The organism is Nitrospira sp. MA-1 (assembly GCA_032139905.1).
GTDB lineage: Bacteria > Nitrospirota > Nitrospiria > Nitrospirales > UBA8639 > Nitrospira_E.
Genome location: JAQJDB010000006.1, coordinates 822,079 through 843,605, shown reverse-complemented (window position 1 = coordinate 843,605; position 21,527 = coordinate 822,079). Strand labels below are relative to the sequence as shown.

Below are 21,527 nucleotides of genomic sequence, written 5' to 3'. Positions count from 1 at the left end.
TACACCAAAGGAGCAGACGATGGCTGTAAAAAAAGCGGTAAAGAGCACGGCGAGACAAGCATCCAAGAAAGCCTCTCAAGTCAAAGCGGCGGCAAAGAAAAAATCAGCGGCAGTGGCCAAGCAAGCCAAGACCGCGGCCAAAACCGGGATCAAAAAAGCCAAGAGCGCAACCAAAGAGGCAAAAAGCACCATATCCCAAGCCAAGAAAACAGCGACCAAGCGAGCTGCCAGCGTTTCCTCGAGTGCAAAGAAAACTGTGAGCCAATTAAAAAAGAAAGGCGCAAAGACAGTGGCCTCGACCACTAAGACCGCTCAAAAGAAGACTCAAAAAGCGAAAAACACCGTTAGCACCGCAGCCAAGGAAACCGGGAGAACGTTAGGGAAAACTGTAGGGAGAAATGTGGGGAAAGCCATAAAAACGGTTGAGCAACTGGTCCAACAGGCCCAGGAATATGGCAAAACCCTCCTGAGCAAATAGACGGTTGTCCCGCAAAACTTGAAGAGGTGGGATTAAATAAATAGGAAATTTTGATTTCATCCTGAAGAGTAAGCGGGTAAGCAATGCGTGCTTGCCACCCCCCTTCAACCGACCGTTCATTCTGAGACCACGACGAAGGGTCTGTGCCAAGGTTGACGATTCCACGTCTCCGCCAGATCCTTCGTTCCACTCAGGTAGTCCCAAAGCAACTTGTCATGCTGAGCCCATGGCGAAGCATCTGTGCCCAGATGGACAATGCTACCGCTCAGCGTGATCCTTCGGGAGACCTTGTCCCGAGCATTCCCGAATAGATCGGGATGACAATAGCCTCTTTGATCGTAAGGAAGAAGAGAAAACGAGTTTGATACTATTGTCGGGATGAGCGGTCTTTAAAGGTCAGTTCGGCAACACCGGATTTATCCAACTCACCTTTCCCCAACTTCACCAATCGCTGATATTGCTCCAACGTCGCTTTGGCCAGAGGCAGAGTCAGACCTTGGGTTTGAGCCATGGCCAGGGCAATGCCGGAATCCTTTGCGGCATGTTCCACCGAAAAATAACATTCGTGATCGCGATTTTGCATATCGGCCCCATCGGTTTCCAACACTCTCGACGCCGCTCCCGTTTGGCCAAAGACTTCTCGTAACATCGTCAGATCCAGCCCAAGAGCATCTCCCAGTCCCAACCCCTCTGCCAAACCGGCGGTATTGATATTCATCACCATATTCACCAAGGCCTTGACCTTAGCGGCTTGACCGGCGGGGCCAATGAGACGTAGTTGAGCGCTTAAGGTGGTTAAAATCGGTTTGGCTCGTTCGAAGACTTCAGGCTTGCCCCCGCACATGAGGTATAAGGTGCCCTCGCGCGCTTGAGGAATGCTGCTGGCCATACATGCTTCCAGAGTCTTCCCACCGCGAGCTTCAACTTGCTTTTCGATATCAATATGAACCTGAGGGGACAGCGTCGCACAATTCACAAACAACCGTCCCTCGGCATTCTTCAAGAGACTTACCTGATTACTCTCTGAAAAGATTTCCCGCATCGCGCCATCATCGGTCACCACGGTAAAGATCGTATTCGATAAGGCTGCCACCTCACCCGGTGTGGACACGGCCTCACAATCCAATTCTTTGGCCAGAGCCTTGGCCCGTTCGCTGTCCACATCGAAAACCACGGTCACGGGATAACCCACATCCTGAAGCCGGCGAGCCATATTGGCCCCCATCCGCCCCACCCCCACAAATCCAATTTTTTCAGTTTGTGTATTCACGTCCTCCTCCATCCTTGCCTAGCAGCCTCTTGCAAAACGCATAAACATTTAAACGTAAACCCCTTCTCTTAATTGCTGTGGGGTGTTTTCAGAGGGAGAATATTTTCTTGTGTTTTCGGGTACTTCTTTAATTCCTCTTTAGTAGCCCCCTGAACGAGATCTGTTGGTGAGGATAACCGTAAGTAACTGCCCATGCCAAAGGGAGTGTTCTTGTCAAAGGTAAGGCTGGCCATCACCGAATCACCTTTTATTCGGCCTAAGGTCGTCCGGGCCTCATCGTGCGAACTTGCATGAACTTCAAAGATGTTGGTTTTTGCCCGTTCAGGAGTCATGAGATGTTCAAACAACTGCCGTCGTGGATTGCCTTGAGCCACGGGCCACACCACGGGAATCACCACATGGAGTTTGTCCCACTCTTGCGGACCTAACTCTTTTTTCCATTGGCTCATTGCGCTCAACCCCGCTTGTGTTTGCAACTCCACAGCGGCTTTCATGGCCTCGGCAACGAAAGGGATGATGTTATGAGCAAACGCACTATACGATTTCTCATCACCGGAACCATTTGCGATACAGTCCTGTAAATATTCATGCACCATATCTAACATTTTAAGAGCTCTGACGGATGTGGCTGGACTCATATCACTTTTTTCCAGAACGTCTTTAATATTTTCCACGTGTTTCTTATATTCAATCAGCGGTTCTTCCCATCCCTCTGGTCGATTGGCCACATTATCAAAGTAGGGGGAGATTAAAAAAAAGACTCCCATTGGCAGGTGCGCAAGGATTTTCTCCATCTCATAAATGACTGACGTAGGCGTGACTGTTTCGACAGGAAGTCCTCTACGGTACAGGTAATAAGTACTGCCAACCCCCTCTTTGCCCGGCTCATAGTCACTCGCAATGATCAAGGGATAAATATTCTGCCCAACGTTTCGGATGAAATTTTGATAATTGTTTTTCCTAAACCAATCCAGGTCGCGCATGGCTTCGTATGTTTGTTTCCTGAAATGAGCGGCATCTGTCTCAGTATCAGCAGGGTCGGCTCCTTGTCCATCGACAGTGGGTCTGACACCTTTATAGTCAATATAATCCACTTTCTTATCACCGGCGTATGAAACACTTTGAAGCAAGAATTTTTTATACTCCTCGTCTTTTTCGAGTTCTATGAGGGCTTTAAAATATTCTTTATCCCCCTCTGGATAAATCTCTTCCGATTCACAAAAGGCCGGCATAGGTAACAAGACAGATTGAACCAACAGGCCGACTCCCAAGATCAAAGTCAAGAAACAGCCCTTGAGCGTCACAACATGTCGGTGTTGGAAAAATGGATAGGATGAATGATTGACGATGGGCGCTTGGCGTGTCCTTTGAAATTTTTGAAACATAGTGCGTTCCTTAATCAGAAAGAATGGAAAGAAATTTCAACACAAATTTCCTGCCTATTGTTGGGAAAACACCTCCGGATAGTCAATTGACCGCTCCCGGATCTTCCCTTTTTATACTGGTTTAAATTGAGAGGTTCAGACGCATGGGGTGGTGGCCATCAAGGCGGTGGCTCATAAACTCCCACTGGCTTGCTATTACGTGCTGCGCGATCAGGTCCCGCTCGAACTCAATAAGACGTTTACTGTACAGACGGCGTGCCGATTGGGCAGGACGGCTGAGCTCGAATTGGGGCCATAAAGCAAAAAATAACTCCAGGGTAGCTTAAACAAATTCCAGGAGAACAGAGACCACCCAACATTCAAATTTTATGTGCGTACTTGTTGAACATTTAGCTTTTCCGTATGTTAGACATAACATTAATAAGCAGCTCGGAAAAGTCCAAGACGATCTTACTCAGCTGCATTCATTAGGAAGGGGACACGCCATGAAAGCCATGCTTGTGAATGCCTATGGCGAAGACGCCGTATTTGAAGCGACGGAAGTTGAAAAACCTGAAGTAAAAGCCGGTCATGTTCTCGTAAAGATCGCGGCATCAAGCGTAAACGCCGTTGATACCATGATTCGAAAAATGGGTAAAGAGTTACCGTTATCTCCTGATACGCCGGCCATTTTAGGAACCGACTTTGCCGGCGAGATTGAGGAAGTCGGCAACGGTGTTAAAGAATATTCAATCGGCGATGAAGTATATGGTTGTGCAGGTGGGTTAGCAGGTTTACCCGGCACATTGACTGAATACATAGTGGCGGATCGCAACTTAATCGCCCATAAGCCAAAGAATTTGTCGATGCGAGAAGCCGCGGCATTGCCATTGGTTGCCATTACTGCCTACGAAGGTTTGACTCGAGCAGGTATCAAGCAGGGCCAAAAAGTTCTGGTGCATGGTGGTTCTGGTGGCGTTGGCCATGTGGCTTTGCAGCTGGCAAAACATTTTGGTGCCAAAGTGTATTCGACGGGAGGCGGTGCAAAACAATTGGCATTGATCGAACAACTGGGGGCAACTGCCATCAACTATAAAACTGAAACGGTTGAGCAGTACGTTGCCAAACATACCAATGGGTCAGGATTTGATTTGGTGTTCGATTCTGTTGGCGGTGCAAATATGGCGAACTCATTTGAGGCAGCTGCACTCAATGGTCATATTGCCTCTACCGTTGCCTTATGTGAGCTGGACTTAACTGTGGCCCACTTTAAGGGATTGTCGTTGCATGTCGTATTTATGTTAATTCCCATGCTGCATAATTTTAAACGAGAAGCACATGGGGAGATTTTGCGTAACTTAACTCAGATTGTTGAATCTGGCAGCCTCAAACCTGTGCTTGATGAAAAGCGTCATTCCCTTGAAGAAGTTGGACAAGCCCATGCTCGCTTAGAGAGTGGACAAGCTATGGGTAAAGTGGTTGTTGAAAATTGAGAATTGTAAGGCATCATCAACAACGGCCGAAACCATTCGGAGGCTTTGCGAGATGACACTGGAGGCGAACTTCGACACAACCGGATTCCAGTCTATCAATCGAGGATACAACTCCGTGTTCCGCGCAAACCGGTTGAGCCTTGGTCTGGTCGTGCCAATTGAGAACTACACCAAGGGTCCTGTACCGGAAATGCACCGCCACATTGAACGTGTTCAGCTCGCCGAAGCACTCGGGTTCTCCGCAGTCTGGTTACGAGATGTGCCCTTCAATGTTCCGTCATTTGGCGACGCGGGACAGACCTACGATCCGTTCGTTTATCTTGGGCTGCTGGCCGGACTAACAGACCGGATCGCTCTTGGGGTGGCGAGTATCATTCTGCCTTTACGACATCCGGCTCACGTTGCCAAAGCCGCAGCAACTGCCGACGTCCTTTCGGGCGGACGATTGATCCTTGGAGTGGCTTCCGGCGACCGTCCGGATGAATACCCGGCGCTCAACATCCCGTTCGCGGATCGAGGGGCACGTTTCCGAGAGTGCTTTGACTACATCAGACGCATGAGCGACGAGCAACCAGATTTTGATAACGCTTTTGGCAGCCCGAACGGCGACATAGATATGCTTCCCAAACCGGCGTCGGGAAAGTTGCCGTTGTTAGTTACAGGGGGAAGTCAACAAAACCCCGAATGGATCGCGCAGAACGGGGATGGCTGGATGATCTATCCGCGTCATACCGTTCTACAGGCGCAAATCATTCGCGACTGGCAGTCGCGGGTTGAGGCAGCAGGAAGGTCTCCGCAGCCCGTCATGCAACCTTTTTATGTCGATCTGGCTGAAGACCCCGAAACCCCGCCGCAGCCAATCCATTTAGGCTTCCGATTGGGTACGCACCACCTTCGGGACTATCTGAAATTGCGGGAAGAGATCGGCGTCAACCATATTGCACTGAACCTGCGTTATAACCAAACAGATTTCGAGACAACACTGAAACGTCTAGCTGATGACATATTGCCGGACTTCTCCGGGTGAGGAAGGCTTTCCCATGCAAAAAATCATTCTCATTACCGGTTCCACAGACGGGATCGGGTTAGCAACGGCCAGGTTGTTGAGCTCTATGGGTCACCATGTTTTGCTGCACGGGCGCAATCCGGCAAAACTGGAAGAAGTGAAAAAAACCCTTTCTGTGCTGCCAGGTGATGGGCGCCTTGAAAGCTATGTGGCTGATCTGTCTCGCATAGCCGATATCGAGGCATTCGCAAAGGTCGTCGCGGAAAAACACACGAGGCTTGATGCATTGATCAACAATGCTGGCGTCTATCAGTCGCCCCAAACGGTCACGAAGGACGGGCTCGATGTGCGGTTCGCGGTCAATACGATTGCGCCTTATCTGCTGACGCAACGGCTTTTGCCGCTGTTTGATTCCTCCGGAAGAGTAGTCAATGTATCCTCCGCGGCTCAGTCTCCAGTCGATCCGAGAGCGCTGGCCGGACAGGTCAGGCTGTCCGACGACGCGGCTTATGCGCAAAGTAAACTTGCGTTGACAATGTGGTCTCGCACTATGGGGCTTTCGCTCAAAGATGAGGGACCACCGATCATCGCAATTAATCCCGGGTCGATGCTCGGCAGCAAAATGGTGAAAGAGGCTTTCGGTGTGGACGGTGGTGATATCGGTATAGGCTCAGAAATACTGAGTCGTGCGGCTTTGGCAGATGAATTCGCGACGGCCTCCGGTCAGTATTTCGACAACGATACGGGGCAGTTTGCCTCGCCCCATTCCGACGCACTCAACCACCAAAAGTGCGAGGAGATTGTGCGGGTAATCAAGAGGGTGGTGATTAAAATAAAAAGATCCTAGAACATCTTTTCTCCATATAATCCATCTTGCAAGCTGAGCGCGGAGGCTCCGTGATTTCGTCGGAGGACTTACAGAAGCAGGTCGGCGATTTACTGAGCCTGGAAAAAGAGGAGCATTTGGCGCCCAAGGCACTGATCACCCAGACAGGGGAAGCCTACACAATGGTGGCTCCCACTATTACCAAGAGACTGTTGAAAAAATTGAAAATGTTCAACAGAGATGGCCTTTGAAACCATACCTTCACTTTCTCGTCAGGGATTCAGGACGTTCAAAAAGGCCACCTTACCTTTATAAACATTTAACCTTTGGGGAAAAGAGATGAGATCAGGGCTTGCACCGACACATAACGAGGGGAAGCTTCTGGGCGAAGCGTGAGGCCGAACATCGGGATTGTGTCCTGAAAAATTAAAAGAGTATCCTTTGGTCTTCCAATGGTACACACTATTGGGCTTTTCCCACTATTCAGACCATGAACGTGAACTCCCACAAATCAACCGCAATGACAAGTTTGATCCTGAGAACTCTCTGCCTGTTGTTCCTGCTGGCGCCTGCAACCGCGGCCATGGGGGAGGATGTTGACTGGAAGAGGACCGTCGGCGAGGCGGTAGACAGCTTGCAACAGTATCTTCGGTTCAACACCACCAATCCGCCTGGTGATGTCACCGAGCCAACCGACTTCCTTCAGAAGCTTCTTGAGAAAGAGAGGATCACGGTCACGCGGTACGAAGCCGCACCAGGAAAAATTAATCTTTCCGCCCGGCTTAAGGGCACGGGCAAGGCCAAGCCGATTCTGCTACTTCACCATATGGATGTTGTGCCCGCAGACGCGAGTCGCTGGAATGGCATGAATCCCTTTGGCGGCGAACTCAAAGACGGCCACATCTGGGGCCGTGGCGCGATCGACATGAAAGGCACGGGTGTCCTTCAGCTCTACGCGTTTCTGACGCTTGCGCGGCAGAAGATTCCGCTCGACCGCGATGTCATCTTCCTGGCGGTGAACGATGAAGAAATCGGTGGGACGATGGGGACCCGCTTCCTGCTCGACAACCACTATGAGGAACTCGATCCCGAATTTGTTCTCGACGAAGGTGGATTTGGCAGTCGCGAGATTTTCGTGAACGGGAAGTTGGTTTTCGGTATCTCCGTTGCGGAGAAGCGGGCATTCTGGCTCCGTGTGTCGGCCCGTGGCATCGCCGGACACGGCTCTCAACCGAACGATCACAATCCGAATGATAAACTGATGCGTGCGCTTACCAGGCTTTTCAATGCGCCATTTCCGACCGTCTCCAATCCTGTCCTTGACGCACTCGTGACCAAGCTCGGCAAGCTTGAGCCAAACCAGTTCACGAACGCCATCCGGCAAACGACGGTCTCGCTCACCTCGCTCCAGTCAGGTGTAGGACATCCGCCCAAGGCGAATGTCATTCCCTCCCTGGCCGTTGCGACCCTCGACACCCGCTTGCTGCCGGGCATGGATACCGATGTCTTTCTGGCGGAGGTGAAGTCCAGACTTGGAGATGAGGTCGAAGTCGAGGTCATTCACCCCGCGAGTCAATCTGTCGTAACGCCGCACGACACCGGAATGTTTCGAGCGCTGTCCGGTGCTATCACACGGCACCATCCGGATGCGACCGTTGTGCCGATGATTATTCCGTACGGAACCGATTCGAGGATGTTTCGTCTGCGAGGGGCTCAGTGCTATGGCATTCTGCCCCTCGTGCTCAGCACTGAACTCGCCACCTCCATCCATGGTGACGCGGAGCGAATTCCCGTCGACCAATTCGAGACCGGAATCCGAATTTATTACGAAACCCTGGTTGAAGTCGCGGCCCGCTAGCCGTTGGTTTCTCTACGCACCCTTCCCCTATGGCCATAATCTGAAAGGGCGTTTCAACCTGTGATCCATCGAATCTCCAGCACCTGCTCTGCCCCGAATCCAGCCCTCTCCCCTCCACCCCTACCTTTCAATTTCTTCTTTTCCTGATCCAATAATCTTCCGTACAGCGTTCGTTATTGGTTTTCAGAAGAGATGAGGCTGGAGGCAAGTTTGTCGCAGTAGGCTGCCTCCCCTTCATGGTCTTGGGGCCCTTTCAAACTCGACCTTCTTGTACGATGGCAGCGTTACAGCAATTTCTGCCGTACTCATTCGCCAGTCGCGTTAACCGTGGCATTTTAAGGGCACCGCGTCCTAGCCCCGAACAGAAACTGCAATTTCAAGAAAAATGTATAAGTGGAAAAAGTATTGCCAGTAGCAAGCTCAGCACTGAATTCGATCAAGGCTCGTGTAGGAGTTTAGGGTCATCCGGCTTTCATGCTATGCTGAATAAAGGAGAAACCAACAAGCAAAGTGACGGGAGGATCGAATGAAACCGTCGGTTCGCATTCTCTTGGGCGTAGTGATCTTTTTCGCTGCGACAATCTCAGCCTCGGCACAGGATGTGACCTTAACCATCGCCACAGTGAACAATGGCGACATGATCCGGATGCAGAAGCTTTCCGGAATCTTCACGGCCTCCCATCCTCATATCGCGCTGACCTGGATCACGCTGGACGAGAACATCCTTCGCCAGCGTGTCACCACCGATATCGCGACCGGTGGTGGGCAGTTCGACATCGTGACCATCGGCACCTTTGAAGCCCCCATCTGGGCCGAGCGACGGTGGCTCGTGCCACTTGACGACTTGCCTGCGGAGTACGACGTCGACGATATCCTCCCGCCGATCCGTAAGGCCCTGTCGTTCGACGGCGCTTTGTTCGGCGCACCGTTCTATGGCGAATCCTCATTCACGATGTACCGTACCGATCTCTTTGAGAGAGCCGGGCTCGCGATGCCGGAGAAGCCGACATGGGATTTCATCGAAGGCGCTGCCCGCAAGCTGGCCGACAGGAGCAACGAGGTCAGTGGCATTTGCCTTCGTGGCAAGCCTGGGTGGGGAGAGAACATGGCGTTCCTGACCGCCATGGCCAATTCCTACGGTGCTCGCTGGTTTGATATGGATTGGAAAGCCCAGTTCGACGGTGAAGCCTGGAAGGCGGCCATCACCGACTACGTCGAATTGATGCAGGCAGTCGGCCCGCCAAACGCTTTTGCCAATGGCTATAATGAAAACCTTACTCTGTTTCAGTCGGGCAAATGCGCATTATGGATCGACACGACCGCGGCTGGCCAGTTTGTCACCAACGAGGACTCCGAGGTGGCCGATCGGGTCGGCTTCGGCCTCGCACCGGACAACGGGTTGGGCAAGAGCGCGAATTGGCTCTGGGCCTGGGCCCTGGCGATTCCCGAGAGTTCCAATAACCCCGATGCCGCGAAACAATTTATAGCCTGGGCGACCTCGAAGGGTTACCTCCAACTTGTCGCCTCGAAGGAAGGCTGGTCCAACGTACCCCCTGGCACCCGCACCTCGCTTTACGAAAACCAAGCCTATCTCGACGCCGCACCCTTCGCCGAGATGACGCTGGCATCGATCCGGGCAGCCGATCCGGAAAACCCGACCGTGGATCAGGTTCCCTATACAGGCATCCAGTACGTCGCGATCCCGGAGTTCCAGAGCATCGGCACAGCGGTGGGAAATCGATTCGCGAAGGCGTTAGGGGGAGAGATTTCGATCGATGAGGCGCTCGACAACGCCCAGTGGGTGACCGGCAAGGTCATAGAGCGCGCCCGGTTCCTACTGGGGAACCAAGTCGAACACGAGTAACTCGGAAGGCAACATGACCAACGGGCCTGTCGAACCAAAACAGTCCATTGCGGAAATGGACGACGAAGTCCTGCCCGTGCCGCAGCACAGGCTGCATGGCCCCGGTCACTTCCTTGGCCTCTACGCGGCGGAACATGTTGCCGCAACCGAGTTCGTCATTGGCGCCGCATTCGTGGCAATGGGCGCCACGATTGAAGACATCCTGATCGGGCTCTTGACCGGCAACATACTTGCCACCCTGAGCTTCGCACTCATTACCGCGCCGATCGCGGTCAAAACGCGACTCAGTCTCTACAGCTATCTCGATCAACACATGGGCGACTGGTTCTCCCGGCTTTACAACGGGGCGAACGTGCTCATCTTTGTGGCCATCTCGGCCGCTATGATTACCGTGTCGGCAACAGCGGTTCGGGCGCTCTTTGATATTCCTCCCCAGATCTATCCGTATCCCACCAATGTCTACTTTGTCATCATAGCCGCCTCGGCTAGCGTGATCGCTGTGTTGGTTGCCTATTATGGTTTCAATGCCCTCAGCGAGTTTGCCACTATTTGCGCGCCATGGCTCATGGTAATGTTCACGGCGGGTGGCATGGTGCTCATCCCTTCGTTGAACGAAACGCTAACCGGCTACACCACGCTTTCAAGTTTCTCTGATTTTGTAGATCTGGCGGGAACAACCGTGTTTACCGGCACCAATGCTGCCGGAGAACCCGGTATCGGATTGTGGGAAGTGATCGGCTTCGCATGGGCTGCGAACACCTTCGCGCTGATGACAACCGACTTTTTTACCTTTGTGCCCGTATGGCGCCAAAGAAATGAGTGGAACCTATTCAGCGTGCACCCTCATCGTCATCGCCCTATCGTTATCATCGAGCATTGCCACGACTGCCACGGCGCAGTTGACAGACGAGGCATGGTATGAACGGAAACAGCTCACCGGCAACTGGTGGGGACTCCGCGATTTGCTCGTGGATTCAGGCGTTCGGCCTTTCATCTACTATGATTCAATCTTCGCCGCGAATGTTTCCGGGGGTATTGAATCCGACAAGGGCTTTGTAGGGCAAGTCTACGCCGGGCTAAACACGGATCTTGAAAGGCTGCTGGGCCTGGAGGGGATGACCTTCAAAATCTCCTATGTTAATCGTCATGGTAACAGCATCGGCGAGTCCGTAGGCGGAATCTACAATCCCATGGCCATCTTCGGAGGTCAGACCAACTATCTCTACGAGTTCTGGCTGGAAAAGTCGTTCGGCAATGCCTGGGCGATCAAGCTCGGTCGGGTATCAGCCGATCTGGACTTTGCATTGTCGCCGCTCTATTTTTATTCGCTTAGCACAGCAATCAACGGTCCCATCCGCGCATTGCTGCTTGAAAATGCCCTAACCTCCTTTCCTTTTGCCGTCTTGGGCGGCCGGATAAAATACGAGCCTTCAGCGCAGCATCAGTTCAAACTCGGTGCCTATCTGATTGGCAAAGACATGTTTAACTTTAAGGACCATGGCGTCAACTACAGCATACGCGACGACGACGGCGTATCCATTCTGTCCCAGTATGACTGGTCGCCCGATGTTTTCGACCGCCCGGCCCGTGTCTATGTCGGCGTCGTCAATGCATTCTTCGACTTTGAAGACTTCGACGGTACCGGCACAACAAACCATTTTGTACGCTTTTACGGCCATGCCGATGTCGAGGTTGCCGATGGGCTCAAGCTATTTGGCCTGCTGAGCTATTCCGATCAGGATGACGTCGCCAAGACACCGTTACAGGCCAATATCGGCGCCCTCTACACGGGGCTGATTCCCTCGCGGCCGGATGACCTCACCATTGCATACACAACCTATGCCCAGTTCAGCGATGAATATGGCGAATCGCTTGGCGAGGACAAGACCTATGAAATGGTGTACGAACTCGCGCACCGCATCCGGATCATTCCTAGCTTCTACATCCAGCCTTCGGTTCAATACATTCACAACCCCGGCGGCACCGGCAACATCGACGACGCTGTCGTCCTCGGTGCCTGGGTCGGTGCTTCTTTCTAGGGGTTAAGACCATTAAGGTTACCCTTTAGTTATTAAGCAATTTAAACTTTGACACCCCGTCGTGCCGATGATTGTCCCTTTCGGAACCGATTCGAGGATGTTTCGTCTGCGCGGGGCCAAGTGCTATGGCATTCTGCCCCTCGTGCTCACCACTGAACTCGCCACGTCCATCCACAGTGACGCTGAGCGAATCCCTGTCGACCAATTCGAAAAGGGAATCCGAATTTATTACGAAACCCTGGTTGAAGTCGCAGCCCGCTAGGCCTTGGTTTCTCTTTCCGAGAACCGAATTATCATGCCGAGCCCCTTCGACGGAGTTTATCCTGAGTAAAAGCCGAAGGACTCAGGGCAGGTGCACGAAGCATCCGGCTAGTCTACCTGGGCACAGATCCCTCGTTGCTCTCGGGATGACAACAAGGGGAGGCACGGGACTTTATAGAGCCTGTTTTGAGCCTTGCTGAAAGGCTTGTTCTGAGAGCAACATCGCATGGCTCGAACCACCATTTCCTTATGATCCCTGAACGATTGTTCCTGAAATCCTGTAAGTTTCTTCGGAAGATCAAGAAATATTCCACGGCCTGATGAAGAACTTGTGGGGGTTGATCCCTCTATTCCTGGCCGAACATACCCAGACCAGTTAACGGTTTTTTCGTGATACACTAGTCGTGAAGATCCTGGGAGAACATGAAAATTATGAAACAGAGCAAGGAAGCCCGACAGGAGTCTTTTAACGTGCAAACAACCACTTCCCCACAGGCCTGTTTGGCTACCAACCCTTCACCCAACTGTGTGACACATTGCCAAGATTTCAGAACCGTTTTCCGTTATGGAAGCCTGTGAGCCTCCGGACTTCGGAGCTGGGATGTTCCCGTGGATAGATGATTCGTGACCCGACCAGCCATGTCCTGCAAAGACTTCAGCCATAAACCCTCAAACATCTGCCATAGGGAGCCTCGTCCATGTCCGAAGCAACACCCCGTCTGACACAAGAAGAAATACGGCTCGAAGAATCTAAAAAGCGAACGGTGCATTGGAAACGTTGGGGACCCTACCTGAGTGAGCGGCAATGGGGCACGGTCCGTGAGGATTACAGCCCTCATGGAGACGCATGGGAATACTTCTCTCATGACCAATCACGTTCACGGGCCTATCGGTGGGGCGAAGATGGCATCGGGGGAATCTGCGACCGTCACCAGCAGATTTGTTTTGCACTGGCTCTCTGGAACGGAAAAGATCCCATTCTGAAGGAACGGTTGTATGGATTAACCGGGAACGAAGGCAATCACGGGGAGGACGTCAAAGAATATTACTTTTACCTGGACTCCACGCCGACGCATTCCTACATGAAGTTTTTATATAAATATCCCCAACACCCGTTTCCCTATGCCCAATTGATGGAAGAAAACCGGAAGCGCGGCAAACACGATTGGGAATATGAGTTGATGGACACGGGTATCTTTGATGACAACCGGTACTTCGACGTGTTTATCGAATATGCCAAAGCGACGCACGAAGACATCCTCATCCGGATCACCGCTCACAACCGGGGGCCTGATTTTGCGGAGCTTCATGTATTGCCGACCATCTGGTTTCGCAATACCTGGTCCTGGACGCCACATGCTCCCCGTCCCACACTCAATCGGGATGAGGACCTTGGCGATGCGCAAGTCATCCACCTCGACCATGAACAGTATGGATCGCGGTGGTTGTTAAGCGAAGGGACTCCGGAATTGCTGTTTACGGAAAATGACACCAACATGCAACGGCTGTATGGGGTGCCCAACGGCAATCCGTACGTTAAAGACGGGATCAATGACTTTATCGTCGCCGGCACAAAAGAGGCGGTGAACCCGGAACAGGTGGGAACGAAGGCTGCGGTTCATTATCATCCCCTAATTGCCCCTGGACAATGCGTCACCTATCGACTCCGATTGACCAATTTACCTCCGACCGAGGGACAGTTGGGCAAAGAGTTTGAAACCATTTTCCCTGCACGGCAACTGGATGCGGATGAGTTTTTTGCCAAACGACTCGGAACGGCGCAATCCAAGGACGCGCAAAACGTTCAGCGTCAGGCGTTTGCCGGGATGCTGTGGAGCAAACAGTTCTATCATTTTGACGTGCGCACCTGGCTGGCCGGAGATCCCACAGAGCCACCGCCGCCCGCAGGCCGCGAAAATGGCCGGAACGCGGATTGGAAACACCTCTACAATGAAGACATCATTTCCATGCCCGACAAATGGGAATACCCGTGGTTTGCGGCCTGGGACCTCGCCTTTCATTGCGTCCCATTAGCCCTGGTGGACCCGGACTTCGCGAAAGATCAACTCCGGTTATTGGTCAGAGAATGGTATATGCATCCCAACGGGCAAATTCCCGCGTATGAGTGGGCGTTCGGCGATGTGAATCCGCCCGTCCACGCCTGGGCCGCCTGGCGGGTGTATAAAATTGAAAAACGCATCAGGGGCAAAGCCGACCGTGTGTGGTTGGCCAAGATATTCCATAAACTCCTGCTGAACTTTACCTGGTGGGTGAATCGAAAAGATGCCGATGGGCGCAATATTTTTCAAGGCGGCTTTCTCGGACTGGATAATATCGGCGTCTTCGACCGGTCAGCACCACTGCCCACAGGCGGATATATCGATCAATCGGACGGCACGAGTTGGATGGGCATGTACTGTCTGAATATGCTGGCTATTGCGTTGGAACTGGCACGACATGATCCGGCCTATGGCGATGTGGCCAGCAAGTTCTTTGAACATTTTGTCTACATTTCTCATGCCATCAATCACTTCGGGGAAGGCAATCACGAAGCCTCTCTGTGGGATGAGACGGACGGATTTTATTATGACATGCTGCATATCCCGAACGGCCATTCTCAACAAATGAAGGTCCGGTCCATGGTGGGGTTGATTCCTCTCTTTGCCGTTGAAACGTTGGAGCCGGAGGTGGTGGATGCGTTGCCCGGCTTCAAACGGCGGCTATTATGGTTTATTGAGAATCGGCCGGAATTCCGGCGTCATGTCTGTTCAACCAGTCTTCCGGATGGAAGAGTGCGCCGGATGCTTTCCATTGTGGATCAGGAGCAACTCCCCAGAGTCATGAAGTACATGTTGGATGAAGAGGAATTTCTCTCCACCTATGGCATACGAGCCTTATCCAAATACCATCACGATCATCCCTATGTGCTCCATCTGAATGGACATGAACATCGCGTGGATTATGAACCGGCCGAATCAAAAACAGGGATGTTCGGCGGCAACTCCAATTGGAGAGGACCGATTTGGTTTCCGGTGAATTTTCTGCTTATCGAATCGTTGCAAAAATTCCATCATTTTTTTGGTGACCATCTCACCGTTGAATGCCCAACCGGGTCGGGATCGCAACAAACCTTGTGGCAAGTCGCGGCGGAAATTTCTCGTCGCCTCAATCGCATCTTCCTTCGTGATACGGCGGGCCATCGACCGGTCAACGGAGGAGTCGCCATGTTTCAGCACGATCCGCATTGGCGGGATCATTTGTTATTTTACGAATATTTTCACGGGGACAACGGGGCCGGATTGGGTGCCAGCCATCAAACCGGATGGACCGGACTTGTCACCAAGCTATTGGAACAATCAGGAGAATAGGATATGTCTCCCGACCGAAGACAACAACACCAGGACATCCCACCTCCCCTGCCCGCCTCCATCCTGCCACAGATCGTGGATTTTGGCAGGGAGATATGCGGAGATATCTGGATGGCGGAACGCCGGGAATGGCTCGTCACTAACGGCATCGGAGGGTTCGCCTCCGGCACGGTAGCCGGCTCTCTCACCCGCCGATATCACGGGCTATTGATGGCCGCACTCAAGCCACCTCTCGGGCGGACCTTATTAGTCAGCAAGCTGGAAGAGACCGTGAAATACCGGGAGCAGACGGTACAACTTTCAACAAATCATTGGGATGGAGGCACGATTGCACCCACCGGCTTTTTATATCTGGAGCGGTTCCGTTTGGAAGGCACCACGCCGGTCTGGACGTTTGCCATCGCCGACACACAATTGGAAAAACGAATTTGGATGGAGCCGGGGGAGAATACCACGTATGTCAGGTATACCTTGATCCGGGGAACCCTGCCGGTTCGGCTCAATCTGCACGCCTTTATTAATCATCGGGATTATCACGGGACGACGCTGGACACCCTGCCGGAATTCTCCACCACGCCCGTACCCCATGGACTACAAATTCTGCCCGCAGGAGGCTCTCCGTTTATCCTATCCGCGTCGGAAGGGTTGGTAGAGAGCGTCAGTACCTGGTTTCACAATTATCATCTGCCCCTGGAACGGGAGCGCGGACTTCCCGATCGGGAGCATCATCTGCACATCGGCACCTGGAGCCTCGACTTAAAACCAGGCGAACAGATGACCTGGATGGCCAGCATCCGTCTAAAGCCGTCCAGACCCGCTGCTTCCTGTTTCGAATCACGCCGACGTCATGAAACGGCATTGCTCCAATCGGAATCAACGACAAAACATTCACACTCGAACGGGCCGGCCTGGATCCAACAGCTCACACTGGCCGCCGACCAGTTCATTGCCTCTCGTCCCCTCTCACCCAACGACACCGGCCATACGATCATCGCCGGCTATCATTGGTTTGGAGATTGGGGGAGAGACACCATGATCAGCCTGCCCGGACTGACGCTGCCCACCAAACGCTTTGACATCGCTCGCAGCATTCTTTCCACCTTTGCGCAATATGCCGACCAAGGCATGCTTCCCAACCGATTCCCCGAGGAGGGAGAAGCGCCGGAATACAATAGTGTCGATGCCACGCTCTGGTACGTCGAGGCTGTCCGCCAATATGTGGACGCCTCCGATGACCACGCCTTTCTCAAAACGATCTTTCCCGTGCTTGTCGAGATGCTGGCGTGGTACCGCAAGGGCACCAGGTTTGGAATCGGCATGGATCCCGCCGATCACCTCCTTCATGCCGGGGAGACGGGGGTGCAGCTCACCTGGATGGATGCCAAGATCGGAGACTGGGTCGTGACGCCCCGCATCGGCAAACCGATCGAAATCAATGCGCTGTGGTATCAAGCCTGGCTTACCTTGGGACAATTGGCCAAAACCTTGAAAGAACCGCACGAGGAATTTCTGCAAACAGCCAAGGCCATCCACGCCTCCTTTCAACGGTTCTGGGACGAACCATTACACCGCTGCTATGACGTGCTGGACGGACCGCATGGCCATGATCCGGCCCCACGCCCCAATCAATTGTTCGCCGTATCGTTGCCACACAGTCCGCTCACCTACAAGCAGCAGCATGCGGTCGTCGACTATTGCGCCCAACATCTCTACACAACATATGGATTACGCAGCTTGGGACAGGATGATTCCCAATATGTGGGACAATATGAAGGAGATATCCGGCAGAGGGATAGAGCCTATCATCAGGGCACGGTCTGGGGCTGGCTCCTGGGTCCTTTCGTGCTGGCACATTTTCGGGTCTATCACAATGCCGAAGTTGCGCTGTCTCATCTTGTCCCGATGGCTCATCATCTCAATGATTACGGCCTGGGGACGCTCGGCGAAATTTTTGACGGACAACCACCCTTTGCTCCGCAAGGTTGCATCGCCCAAGCCTGGACCGTCGCCGAAATCCTCCGCGCCTGGCATCTCATTCAACCTTCCGCCAACAGAGAAACAAAAGAAAACCACACTCTCCAAAAGTAAGACTAACCTGGCATCCTGATAGTCCCCACAAACGTTTCTCTCCAATTATCTCCCTAATGTTCCTCCGTTGAAAGGGGTTGAGGGAATTTGAAGTTAATGAGTGGTTTGTCTATAGTCTGACGGTCTCTTTTCACGGGATCGTGGCAGACCGGATGCAGAACGGACGGCCAGCGGCCGACACACTCACGTCAGTTCCTAACACACTGGCCGGGGCTTTTTTCTGAAGACCCCGTACCGGCAAGAAACCGTATTACTCATGATCTCGACAATCAGCGATAAGTGCCCGGGAACCCGGCGGACCCCAAGACTTCCTGCCTTTCCGGTCGGTTGACCGGATGAGGTCGGCTGCTCACATGGGTCAAACCTTCGTGTTCGGATATCAACCAAAGGAGTAATTCATACGTCACAGTAATAAATACTTCCCACTCGTGTAGTCCTTGGGGGTGTGCATGGCCCTTCTTTCTCTTCTCATTGGCTTTTTCCTTGGGCCGCATCATTTATTGAGCAAACTGCGCATAACTTTAGCGCGGTCAAGGCGGTGATCGATGGATAGATTATTCAAACTATCCAGATCCTTCCGAGGTTCACGATGACCCTCATCTCCACGTTACGCAGTTTGTTCATAAGACTCGCCACAAACAAGGAAGACAGTTCACAGCTCCATGAATCCGAATCTTACACAAATTGGTGCACCCGTTTTGCCTGGGAACGTCTGACGGTCCTTTATCTTTTGGGATTGGTCGCCAACCCTGCGTTCATTGTAGCCGACGTCCTCCTCCATCGAGAGCATCTCGATGCGATTCTCGACATACGCACGATTTTGGAGTTAGGGCTCCTCGGTTGCTTTCTGCTGGTGAGATACCAACCTGCTGCAATCCCGCCACATGCGTTCTTAATCCTTTGGGTATTGATCGGCAATCTGTGCATCGTTCAGATGACCGTCGTGCTTGGGGGATTCGCCGCCCAGTATTACAACGGGCTCAACCTGGTGTTCCTGGCCGCAGCGGTCATTGTGCCGGTGTCCTGGCCGAGTCATCTGATCGCTCAAGCTGGAACGCTCATGTCGTATTATGGAATGAATCTTCTCAGTACCTCCGGGACGGCGGATATCGACGCAGCCATAGGAAATTCGTTTTTTCTCGTATGGACCTGCGTCGCATTACTCTTCTCGGTTTTCCTCTACGAGCGACTGCAGCGGGCCGAATTTCAAGCACGGCTTTTTGAGCGAAGCGCCAGAGCTGAATTGGAGGCGTCTAACCAAAAACTCCTCGAACTGGATCGGTTGAAAAGTGAGTTCTTCGCAAACATCAGCCATGAAATTCGCACGCCGCTCACTCTGGCGGTAGGTGCATTTAAGACTCTCTTGAAATCTCCACTAGGCGCAGAAGCCAAAGATGTGGTCCAGACCGGCTTACGGAATGCCTCCAGGCTCCTGTTCCTCATCAATGAATTGTTGGATCTGGCTAAATTCGACAGCGGTCGCACCACTCCGAACAAACGATGCCTGGATTTCGCTGCGCTCGTGAGCAATGTGGTCATGAACTTCGATTCCAGCCCGACTCGTCGCATCCATGTGAAAGGCCTGATGCAACCGGTGCCCTTGGAGGCCGATCCACTCCAAATGAAGAAGATTTTGTATAATCTGCTCTCCAATGCCTTCAAGTTCAGCGATCCCCATGAGGGTCAAGTGTGGATTCGTCTCTCCTCCAAGGAACATGCCATTGAACTGGAGGTTGAAGACAACGGCATCGGCATTCCGCCCGATCAATTAGGGCGAATTTTCGACCGATTCACGCAAGTGGAAAGCAGTGCCACGAGGCGCTATGAAGGCAGCGGAATCGGATTGGCCTTAGTGAAGGAAATCGTCCTGCTGCATGGGGGAACAATTGCGGTGGAAAGCGATCCCGGCCGTGGTTCTGTGTTTACCATCACGTTGCCTCGCGGGAACGTGACCGCCGATCAGCTGCTTGCCATTCAAGATGACGAGGAGGATCGGTCCTTTTTTCCAAGACTAGCCGAAGAAGAACAGATAGACGAGGAGTCTTTCCTTTCCCCCGCTGAAAAGAAGGACGCCCCATTGGTGTTGGTGGTCGATGACAATGCCGATATGCGCGGGTACGTCAAAAAAATATTGCACAGACAATATAAGATCGTAGTAGCCAGGGACGGGGCGGAAGCCCTGGAGATAGCTCAACACTTGCGTCCGGCATTAATCCTGACGGATGTCATGATGCCGAAAATGAGCGGACAGGACCTTTTGAAAGCCGTTCGAAACGATAAGACTCTTCGATCGACCCCCGTGATTTTCTTAACAGCCCGCGCTGGAATCGAAGCACGTATTGAAAGTCTGGAAGCAGGAGCCGACGATTATCTGTCCAAACCCTTCGACGAACCCGAACTCCTGGCTCGCGTCGGCAACCTGATTCGAGCACGCGCACAAGAACAGGAACTCGTCCAATTACAGAAAGAAAAATTAGCCAGGTTCTTACCCCAAAATCTGGCCGACATGATCATGTCGGGTGACCACGAGGATTTCCTGAAAGGGCATCGCAGCAAAATCACCGTGCTCTTTATCGATCTTCGAGGATTCACACCCTTTACTGAAACGGTGGCTCCCGAAGAGGTGATGGCCGTCCTCCGTGAGTACCAGGCGGCGATGGGTTACCTGATCTCCCAATTTGGCGGAACGCTTGAGCGATTTGCCGGCGACGGCATCATGGTCTATTTTAACGACCCGCAGCCCTGTCCCAATCACGCCGAACAAGCGGTGCGCATGGCAATCGCCATGCGACGTGAGGTCTTTTCGTTGGAAGAGCAATGGAAGAAACGCTGCATTCCCCTCGGAGTAGGCATCGGTATTGCGACCGGATATGCAACGATCGGTGCGATCGGATTTGAAGGACGAACGGACTATGCCGCGATCGGCCCCGTCACCAATCTGGCATCCAGACTCTGGAACGAGGCCCAACACGGCCAAATCCTTGTGTCGGAACAGGTCGCATCCCTTCTTGGAAATCTGATCTCGACCGAACCGCTCGGAGAACTCGCATTGAAAGGCATTCAAAGACCCCTTTCCGTCTATCAAGTGGTTGGGGTGAACGCCTAAGCGAATGACCCCACGATTGAGAAATATCGCCAGCGCAGCCCGGAAGTGTTCGACGAGGATACCACCGCAAGAGCTATCTCAAGGATTCCTCCCTGGGAACGCTGGGAGAAATCTTTGACGGACAGCCACCGTTCACCCCGCAAGGTTGCATCGCCCAAGCCTGGACCGTCGCCGAAGTCCTCCGCACCTGGCATGTCCTTCAACCTTCCGCCAACAGAGAAACAAAAGAAAACCACACTCCCAAAAAATAAAGTGCTCTTTTCTCCATTTAGATTTGTCATTCTGAGGCCATGCCGAAGAATCTGAGCCCAGCCACAAGATCACCCAGGCTTGAAGAAGGCCTTTTTTTTGTTGACTGCTCATCTCTAAAAACGATTCTTCCTCCCTCATCCCCGACATCGTGTATCGGTGATCCATCTTTTTAAGGAAGCCTTCCTCCTACCGCAGCCTGTCCGAATATACCTTAAACCCATCTGTCCTTTTTTCTAGAGGTTGGGTATCATGCC

General features: G+C 52.6%; 14 protein-coding genes and 1 pseudogene. 12 read left to right on the top strand and 3 right to left on the bottom strand.

Features of this window, described 5'->3' with window-relative positions; genetic code table 11:
• Positions 1-19: 19 nt before the first annotated feature.
• Entirely contained in the window at positions 20-478 is a 459-nt protein-coding gene (locus tag PJI16_11115; GenBank protein MDT3778105.1) for a hypothetical protein, read from the top strand.
• Positions 479-845: 367 nt separating this feature from the next.
• On the opposite strand, the gene PJI16_11110 is transcribed toward PJI16_11115, so the two are convergent.
• Positions 846-1,748: an NAD(P)-dependent oxidoreductase gene (locus PJI16_11110; protein MDT3778104.1), complete on the bottom strand. Its 903-nt coding sequence runs from the start codon at positions 1,746-1,748 to the stop codon at positions 846-848.
• A gap of 68 nt (positions 1,749-1,816) precedes the next feature.
• A complete protein-coding gene (locus PJI16_11105) occupies positions 1,817-3,133 on the bottom strand; it encodes a hypothetical protein (GenBank protein ID MDT3778103.1) in 1,317 nt (438 codons plus the stop codon).
• Positions 3,134-3,618: 485 nt separating this feature from the next.
• Here PJI16_11105 and PJI16_11100 point away from each other — a divergent pair, with 485 nt between their 5' ends.
• The 11 genes and pseudogenes from PJI16_11100 to PJI16_11050 all read left to right on the top strand — a co-directional run bounded on the left by PJI16_11100 (position 3,619) and on the right by PJI16_11050 (position 21,021).
• Positions 3,619-4,605 (top strand): zinc-dependent alcohol dehydrogenase family protein, encoded by a 987-nt coding sequence (locus PJI16_11100; protein MDT3778102.1) that lies wholly within the window; start codon positions 3,619-3,621, stop codon positions 4,603-4,605.
• A gap of 52 nt (positions 4,606-4,657) precedes the next feature.
• Complete coding sequence (locus PJI16_11095; protein ID MDT3778101.1) at positions 4,658-5,632, top strand: LLM class oxidoreductase; 975 nt, start codon at positions 4,658-4,660, stop codon at positions 5,630-5,632.
• A gap of 13 nt (positions 5,633-5,645) precedes the next feature.
• Complete coding sequence (locus PJI16_11090) at positions 5,646-6,458, top strand: SDR family NAD(P)-dependent oxidoreductase (protein MDT3778100.1); 813 nt, start codon at positions 5,646-5,648, stop codon at positions 6,456-6,458.
• 499 nt (positions 6,459-6,957) lie between these two features.
• A complete protein-coding gene (locus PJI16_11085) occupies positions 6,958-8,295 on the top strand; it encodes a M20/M25/M40 family metallo-hydrolase (protein ID MDT3778099.1) in 1,338 nt (445 codons plus the stop codon).
• A 526-nt stretch (positions 8,296-8,821) separates the two neighbouring features.
• Complete coding sequence (locus PJI16_11080) at positions 8,822-10,159, top strand: sugar ABC transporter substrate-binding protein (GenBank protein MDT3778098.1); 1,338 nt, start codon at positions 8,822-8,824, stop codon at positions 10,157-10,159.
• Positions 10,160-10,172: 13 nt separating this feature from the next.
• Positions 10,173-10,919: pseudogene (locus PJI16_11075) on the top strand (hypothetical protein).
• A 55-nt stretch (positions 10,920-10,974) separates the two neighbouring features.
• Positions 10,975-12,198 (top strand): carbohydrate porin, encoded by a 1,224-nt coding sequence (locus PJI16_11070; GenBank protein ID MDT3778097.1) that lies wholly within the window; start codon positions 10,975-10,977, stop codon positions 12,196-12,198.
• 97 nt (positions 12,199-12,295) lie between these two features.
• Complete coding sequence (locus PJI16_11065; GenBank protein ID MDT3778096.1) at positions 12,296-12,460, top strand: hypothetical protein; 165 nt, start codon at positions 12,296-12,298, stop codon at positions 12,458-12,460.
• A gap of 697 nt (positions 12,461-13,157) precedes the next feature.
• Positions 13,158-15,827 (top strand): glucosidase, encoded by a 2,670-nt coding sequence (locus PJI16_11060; protein ID MDT3778095.1) that lies wholly within the window; start codon positions 13,158-13,160, stop codon positions 15,825-15,827.
• 111 nt (positions 15,828-15,938) lie between these two features.
• Positions 15,939-17,915 (top strand): amylo-alpha-1,6-glucosidase, encoded by a 1,977-nt coding sequence (locus PJI16_11055; GenBank protein ID MDT3778094.1) that lies wholly within the window; start codon positions 15,939-15,941, stop codon positions 17,913-17,915.
• A gap of 589 nt (positions 17,916-18,504) precedes the next feature.
• Complete coding sequence (locus PJI16_11050; GenBank protein MDT3778093.1) at positions 18,505-21,021, top strand: ATP-binding protein; 2,517 nt, start codon at positions 18,505-18,507, stop codon at positions 21,019-21,021.
• Here the strand turns inward: PJI16_11050 and PJI16_11045 are convergent.
• Positions 21,018-21,215 (bottom strand): hypothetical protein, encoded by a 198-nt coding sequence (locus tag PJI16_11045; protein ID MDT3778092.1) that lies wholly within the window; start codon positions 21,213-21,215, stop codon positions 21,018-21,020. The genes PJI16_11050 and PJI16_11045 overlap by 4 nt on opposite strands.
• Positions 21,216-21,527: the final 312 nt, after the last annotated feature.

Excerpts from the sequence above, each read along its gene's own strand:
- PJI16_11115 (MDT3778105.1), top strand. The coding sequence starts at position 20 with ATGGCTGTAAAAAAAGCGGTAAAGAGCACGGCGAGACAAGCATCCAAG.
- PJI16_11105 (MDT3778103.1), bottom strand. The coding sequence starts at position 3,133 with ATGTTTCAAAAATTTCAAAGGACACGCCAAGCGCCCATCGTCAATCAT.
- PJI16_11100 (MDT3778102.1), top strand. The coding sequence starts at position 3,619 with ATGAAAGCCATGCTTGTGAATGCCTATGGCGAAGACGCCGTATTTGAA.
- PJI16_11095 (MDT3778101.1), top strand. The coding sequence starts at position 4,658 with ATGACACTGGAGGCGAACTTCGACACAACCGGATTCCAGTCTATCAAT.
- PJI16_11090 (MDT3778100.1), top strand. The coding sequence starts at position 5,646 with ATGCAAAAAATCATTCTCATTACCGGTTCCACAGACGGGATCGGGTTA.
- PJI16_11085 (MDT3778099.1), top strand. The coding sequence starts at position 6,958 with ATGACAAGTTTGATCCTGAGAACTCTCTGCCTGTTGTTCCTGCTGGCG.
- PJI16_11080 (MDT3778098.1), top strand. The coding sequence starts at position 8,822 with ATGAAACCGTCGGTTCGCATTCTCTTGGGCGTAGTGATCTTTTTCGCT.
- PJI16_11070 (MDT3778097.1), top strand. The coding sequence starts at position 10,975 with ATGAGTGGAACCTATTCAGCGTGCACCCTCATCGTCATCGCCCTATCG.
- PJI16_11065 (MDT3778096.1), top strand. The coding sequence starts at position 12,296 with ATGTTTCGTCTGCGCGGGGCCAAGTGCTATGGCATTCTGCCCCTCGTG.
- PJI16_11060 (MDT3778095.1), top strand. The coding sequence starts at position 13,158 with ATGTCCGAAGCAACACCCCGTCTGACACAAGAAGAAATACGGCTCGAA.
- PJI16_11055 (MDT3778094.1), top strand. The coding sequence starts at position 15,939 with ATGGCGGAACGCCGGGAATGGCTCGTCACTAACGGCATCGGAGGGTTC.
- PJI16_11050 (MDT3778093.1), top strand. The coding sequence starts at position 18,505 with ATGACCCTCATCTCCACGTTACGCAGTTTGTTCATAAGACTCGCCACA.
- PJI16_11045 (MDT3778092.1), bottom strand. The coding sequence starts at position 21,215 with ATGCCAGGTGCGGAGGACTTCGGCGACGGTCCAGGCTTGGGCGATGCA.